This is a genomic window from Fretibacterium fastidiosum (genome assembly GCF_000210715.1).
In the GTDB taxonomy this organism is placed as follows: Bacteria; Synergistota; Synergistia; order Synergistales; family Aminobacteriaceae; genus Fretibacterium; species Fretibacterium fastidiosum.
In genome coordinates, this window is sequence record NC_021038.1 from 2,242,375 (window position 1) to 2,247,930 (window position 5,556).

Consider the following 5,556-nt stretch of genomic DNA (forward strand, 5'->3'; position numbering starts at 1 on the left):
ACCCCTCCGGTTCGCTGACGCGAACCACCTCCCCTTTCAGGGGAGGCAATCTACATTAAACGCAAATTGGTATAAAATCAAAGGACAAAAAGAGAACAAAACGCTTGACCTTCGCTGATGAATGGACGCCCTGCTGGTCATCGGACGATGGAGGGCGCTCACTCGCATCAGCGTGATAAGATATATCGAGATCATTAGGGAATCGGGCCTTACGGGGGGCGAGGACCGTCGTGAAGGTGGAGGAGAGGACGTCATATGGAAGAGCATGAGAGGATCGAACGAGAGGTGCGCCGGCACCTCGATCGGGTCGTGGAGTGGCGCCGGGCGATCCATCGCCATCCGGAGCTGAGCCGGTGCGAGGAGCGGACGGCGGAGCTCGTTGCGGGGGTGCTGGAGGGGCTGGGGCTTGAGGTCCGGCGCGGCGTGGGGGGCCACGGCGTCCTGGGGCTGCTGCGGGGCACGGGCGGCGGGGCGGACATGGGGCCGACGGTGGGCCTGCGCGCCGACATGGACGCCCTCCCCATGCAGGAGGAGACGGGGCTGCCCTGCGCCTCGGAGGTTCCGGGCGTCATGCACGCCTGCGGGCACGACACCCATACGGCCATGCTTCTGGGGACCGCCTGCGTTCTCGCGGGGATGCGCGACGCGCTGCCGGGCAACGTGAAGTTCATCTTTCAGCCCGCCGAGGAGCTGAACCCCGTTGGGGGAGCGCCGGGCATGATCGCGGACGGGGCTCTGGAGGACCCCCGCGTGGACGGCCTGTTCGGCCTTCACGTCTGGCCCGCCTACGAGACGGGGAGGGTCGTGTTGCGGTCCGGGCCTCAGATGGGGGCCTCCGACCGGGTGTACCTCACCGTGAAGGGCAGGGCAGCCCATGGGTCTGCGCCGGATCAGGGCGTGGACGCCATCATGATCGCGGGGCAGGTGCTCTGCGGGCTCCAGAGCGTCGTCTCGCGCAGCGTCTCGCCCCTGGATGCGGCCGTGGTCACCATCGGGACCATCAAGGGCGGATGGCGGTACAACGTCATCCCGGACCGGGTGGAGATGGAGGGGACGGTGCGCACCCTGAGGGAGGAGGTTCAGGCGGCCATGCCGGACCTCATCGAGCGCGCGGCGGAGGGCATCGCCCGGTCCCTGAGGGGCAGCTGCGAGGTGCGCTACGTCAAGGGCTACCCCCCTCTGGTGAACGACCCCGAAATGTTCGATCTGGCCGCGGAGGCGGTGAGGGAGGCCATGGGGGCGGAACACCTCGTCGTGGCGGAGCGGCCGGAGCTGGGCGCGGAGGACTTCGCCTTCTTCGCCCGCGAGCGTCCCTCGGCCTTCGCCTGGCTGGGCTGCCGTCCCGCCGGTGTGGGGCCGGAGGAGACGGGAGTGCTGCACAGCACGCGCTTCCGTCCGGACGAAGGGTGCTTCCCCTTCGGGATGCGCTTCCTCGCGTCCTGCGCCGTCGCCTTTCTGGGCCGTCGATAGGCGTATCAGAGAGCCAGAGAGGGGGGGGATGCCGCCGGAGGAGCCGCGGAGGGGCTGAAGGGTGTTCCTTGATTGGTTGAGAACGGAGGTACGAGAGAATGTCGGAAAATCCGGAGAGAAACGTGGACGAGACGATCGTCGCGCCGAAGCGCAGCTTTTTTGAAAGGTTCATCCGGGGCATCGAGGTGATCGGGAACAAGTTTCCGCACCCGTTTTGGCTGTTCGTCGTGCTGTCGCTGGTCCTGATGGGCCTGTCCTGGTGGCTGGGCAGGGAGGGCCTGTCCGTGACGTACATGGCCGGCAAGGCGGGGGAGGCCCCCAGGGAGACCACCGTCTCCGTGGTGAACCTGCTGTCATACCCCGCCATGCGCGAGTTCCTGGCGGGCTTTGTCAAGACCTACGTCAACTTTGCCCCCCTGGGCCTCATCATGACGATGATGCTGGGCATCAGCCTGCTGGAGCACACGGGCATGATCTCCGCCCTGATGCGCAAGACGATTTTAGGCGCCCCGCGGGCGCTGGTGGTGGCGGTGGTGGCCGTCGTCGGCATCAACGCCAACCTGGCCTCCGACGCGGGGATCATCTTCACGCCCGTCATCGCCGGCGCCGTGTTCAAGGCGCTGGGCCGCAACCCCTGGGTGGGGGTGGCGGCGGGATACGCGGCGGGGGCAGGGGGCTTCACGGCCAACTTCTTCGTGGCGGGGACGGACGCCCTGCTGTCGGGCATCACGGCCACGGCCGTCGAGGGCGTGCCCACAATTCCGCCGGGCACGCCGGTCCACCCGCTCATGAACTGGTACTTTATGCTCGCCGCCACGCTGGTCCTGACAGGGCTCACGGTGTACGTCACGGAGCACTACATCGTGAAGATGGTCGGGGACGCGGAGACGGTCCGCGATGCGGACGCGCTGAAGGAGCACGCCGTCACGCCGGCGGAGAACCGGGGGCTGTTCTGCAGCCTTCTGGCCCTCGTCGCCTACGTGGCCCTCATCGTGTGGCTGACGTACCCGGAGGGCTCCCTGTTCCGCAACCCGGAGACGGGCGCCATCGTCCCGCGCTCGCCGCTCCTCAGCAGCATCATGCCCCTGCTCTTCGGTCTGTTCTTCGTCGTGGGGACGGCCTACGGCATCGGCGCCGGGGTGATCCGCCGGGCGGAGGACGTGCCGAAACTCATGCAGAAGGGGCTCATCGGCAGCACGAGTTTCATGGTGGTGGTGTTGCCGGCCTCGCTCTTTGTGGCGCTCTTCCGCATGAGCCACTTCGACACGGTGCTTTCCGTGACGGGAGCGGAGTTCCTGAAGGCCATGAACCTGGGCGGCATCCCGCTGCTGGTGATCTTCGTCGTTTTGGTGTCCTTCCTGAACCTCTTCATGATCAGCGGCTCCGCGAAGTGGCTGATCCTGGCCCCCATCTTCGTTCCCATGTTCGCGGGGGTCGGCTTCTCCCCGGCCCTGACGCAGGTGGCCTACCGCATCGGGGACTCCTCCACCAACATCATCTCCCCCCTCTCCTACTACCTGCCGGTGATGTTGGGGCTCCTCGAGCAGTACAAGCCGAAGGAGGATACGAAGGTGGGCATTGGGACGGTCATCTCGCTGGCCATGCCCTATTCGCTGTTCTACCTGGCAGGCTTCACGCTCCTGCTGGTGGTCTGGTACCTCCTGGGGCTGCCCCTGGGGCCCGCCACGCCGGCCACGTTGGCGATGTAATGATGTGAGTGCTGTGAATACCAGGAGCGCTCCCCCGTGTCTCAGGGGGGCGCTCGTTTTTTGCAGGGCCGTGTGGCATAATGGAACCCCGCACCTTGCGGATGACGGAGTTTGTTTTGTGCTGTGGTTGGAGGATCGAGAGGCGGCGATCCAAAATGAATGTCCAATGTGGGGAGGATGCGACCGTGACCGTTCAAGAGGAAAAGAAGGTCCTGAGGAAGGAGCTTCGGGAGGTTGAAAAGGCCTTGCCCGACGCCTACCGGGCGGAGGCCGGCTCGGTGATCTGTGCCCGGCTGCTGGCCCTGCCGGAGTACCGGTCCGCCGGGACGGTCTTCTGTTTCGTTGGGGCCGGGCGGGAGATCGACACCCGCCCGTTTCTGGAGGGCGCGCTGTGCGACGCAAAGCGGCTCTGCGTGCCCCTGTGCGTCAGCATGGGGGTGATGGAACTGTGGCAGATCGACGCCATGGATCGGTTGGTGCCTGGGGCCTACGGCATCCCGGAGCCCGTGAAGGGGTCGCCCCTGGTGGGGGCGGACGAGGTGGACTTCGCCGTCATCCCATGCCTGAGCTGCAGCCGGGCCGGGCTGAGGCTGGGGAAGGGGGGCGGCTTCTACGACCGATTCCTCTCCGCCTATCGCGGCTTTGCGGTGCTGGTCTGTCCTGAGCGCCTCGTCCGGGAGGACATCCCGATGGAGCCCCACGACCGGCCCGTCCCCCGCGTCCTGACGGAGGCGGGGCTCTACGAAAGGGGTCAGCGGACGGACGTCTAACGTGCCTTCCGCCCCTTACTTAGAGGAACGGACGCATAGATGATGGCGGGAATTGCCCTCGAAACGGCGCTCCGTGCGTTCGCCTCGAGGGACGGTCACGAAACTGAGGGAGGGATTGTCATGAGGAAGGTTTTTGCGGCGGCCTGCGTCCTGGCGGTTTTGCTGGCCGTCCCTGCGGCGGCGGACCCGTGGACGAAGTACGAGAACGATCGCTTTGGCTACTCCGTGGAGTACCCGGACATCTTCAGCGAGATGAAGGAGCCGGAGAACGGCGACGGCGTCTGGCTCTCGTCGAAGGATGGCCGGTACGCCCTCACGCTGTCGGGCGGGTACAACGTGCTGGAGGAGGACGGAGAGGCCATGCTGGCGTCTAGGCTGGAGGACGTCTCGCACGTCCTGTCGAAGGAAGCGGCCCCGGACGGCTACCGACTCGTCTACGGCGACGGGAAGGAGCGCCTCTTTTTCGAGTGCGCCGTCGTCAACGAGGAGGCCTGGACGTCGTTTGTCCTGAGCTGCCCGAAGGAGGAACAGGAGCGCTTCGCGTCCGTCGCCGAGCGCATGGAGAAGAGCCTGGGCTTTTAGTTCGACGACGGGACGGCCCGGTGAGGGGCGGGCGCGGTTTCGAGCGGCATCCTGCCTTCAGGCCGCCGCAACGGCCTCTAAAAGGGAGGCGGGGTGCCTTATCTGGTACGGTGACTTGTGCTATGATTAACGCCATTGAACGAAAGGGGTTGGGGCAGGACTGTGGCGGAGAATTGCGGTCGTCGCAGCCGGAGAACCCCGACTCGGCGTTGCGAAACGAAATTTTTCATGGAGGGATCGAGCATGGAGCATATGAAACAACGGTTGAAGGCCTCTGCGGCCCTTGCCGTGCTGCTGGTTCTGGCGTTGGCCTTCGGGGCGTCGGCGGCCTCGTTCGGGAAGGATGAGATGCGGAGGATGGGCGTCTTCATCAGCAACTTCACGGAGGTGGGGCTCTACAACTTCGACTTGGACCTCGACGCCGCGGAGCTGATCCGCTTCGGCATCCAGCACAACTACCTCAACAACTACAAGAGCCGTATCAAGCTCTGCAAGGACAGGAAGTGTCCCCACGGGGACCTGACGATCGAGGGGAAGTTCGTCGTCGAGTCCGTGAAGAAGTACTTTGACCTGGACCTGGAGAACCAGAGCGTGACGGACTCCGACCCACGCTGCCACTTTGACGGAAAGCTCTACCACTTCGAGAAGGCGGAGGGCGAAACGGTGTACTACGCCGACGTGCAGCAGGCCTCCCGCGAGGGGAAGGTCGTCAACATGAGCGGCGAGCTCTACAACGTGGAGAACAAAAAGGAGCGTCCCGCGAAGTTCCAGGCCGTGGCCAAGCCGTACAACTGGAAAGGGAAGGACACCTGGGCCATCCTCTCCCTGAGGACCGACTGGAACGACTGACGGGGCCGATGAGGAAGGGGCAGGGCGTTGACGTCCCCAACGACAACTCCCCACCCCTCCCCTCCTTGCAGGGTAGCCAGAAAAACGCGCCTCTTCTTTTTGCCTCCCCTGCAAGGGGAGGCGGTTCGCGCTAGCGAACCGGAGGGGTTGTCTTTCACGCCCCAAAACAACCCCTC

Annotated in this window: 5 protein-coding genes; all 5 read left to right on the top strand. The window is 65.2% G+C overall.

Going from position 1 to position 5,556, the window contains the following annotated elements:
* Positions 1-255 precede the first annotated feature (255 nt).
* The 5 genes from SY1_RS10105 to SY1_RS10125 all read left to right on the top strand — a co-directional run bounded on the left by SY1_RS10105 (position 256) and on the right by SY1_RS10125 (position 5,380).
* Positions 256-1,470: a M20 metallopeptidase family protein gene (locus tag SY1_RS10105; RefSeq protein WP_015556960.1), complete on the top strand. Its 1,215-nt coding sequence runs from the start codon at positions 256-258 to the stop codon at positions 1,468-1,470.
* Positions 1,471-1,568: 98 nt separating this feature from the next.
* Entirely contained in the window at positions 1,569-3,179 is a 1,611-nt protein-coding gene (locus tag SY1_RS10110; RefSeq protein WP_015556961.1) for an AbgT family transporter, read from the top strand.
* Between the two features lie 185 nt (positions 3,180-3,364).
* On the top strand, positions 3,365-3,949 hold the full coding sequence (locus SY1_RS10115) for a 5-formyltetrahydrofolate cyclo-ligase (protein WP_208873694.1): 585 nt from the start codon (positions 3,365-3,367) through the stop codon (positions 3,947-3,949).
* Between the two features lie 120 nt (positions 3,950-4,069).
* On the top strand, positions 4,070-4,531 hold the full coding sequence (locus SY1_RS10120; RefSeq protein ID WP_208873695.1) for a hypothetical protein: 462 nt from the start codon (positions 4,070-4,072) through the stop codon (positions 4,529-4,531).
* Between the two features lie 252 nt (positions 4,532-4,783).
* Positions 4,784-5,380 carry a hypothetical protein gene (locus SY1_RS10125; RefSeq protein WP_208873697.1) on the top strand — a complete coding sequence of 199 codons (597 nt, stop codon included), beginning with the start codon at positions 4,784-4,786 and terminating at the stop codon, positions 5,378-5,380.
* Positions 5,381-5,556 lie beyond the last annotated feature (176 nt).

Coding starts and splice junctions, on each gene's coding strand:
- SY1_RS10110 (WP_015556961.1), top strand. CDS start 1,569: ATGTCGGAAAATCCGGAGAGAAACGTGGACGAGACGATCGTCGCGCCG.
- SY1_RS10105 (WP_015556960.1), top strand. CDS start 256: ATGGAAGAGCATGAGAGGATCGAACGAGAGGTGCGCCGGCACCTCGAT.
- SY1_RS10120 (WP_208873695.1), top strand. CDS start 4,070: ATGAGGAAGGTTTTTGCGGCGGCCTGCGTCCTGGCGGTTTTGCTGGCC.
- SY1_RS10125 (WP_208873697.1), top strand. CDS start 4,784: ATGAAACAACGGTTGAAGGCCTCTGCGGCCCTTGCCGTGCTGCTGGTT.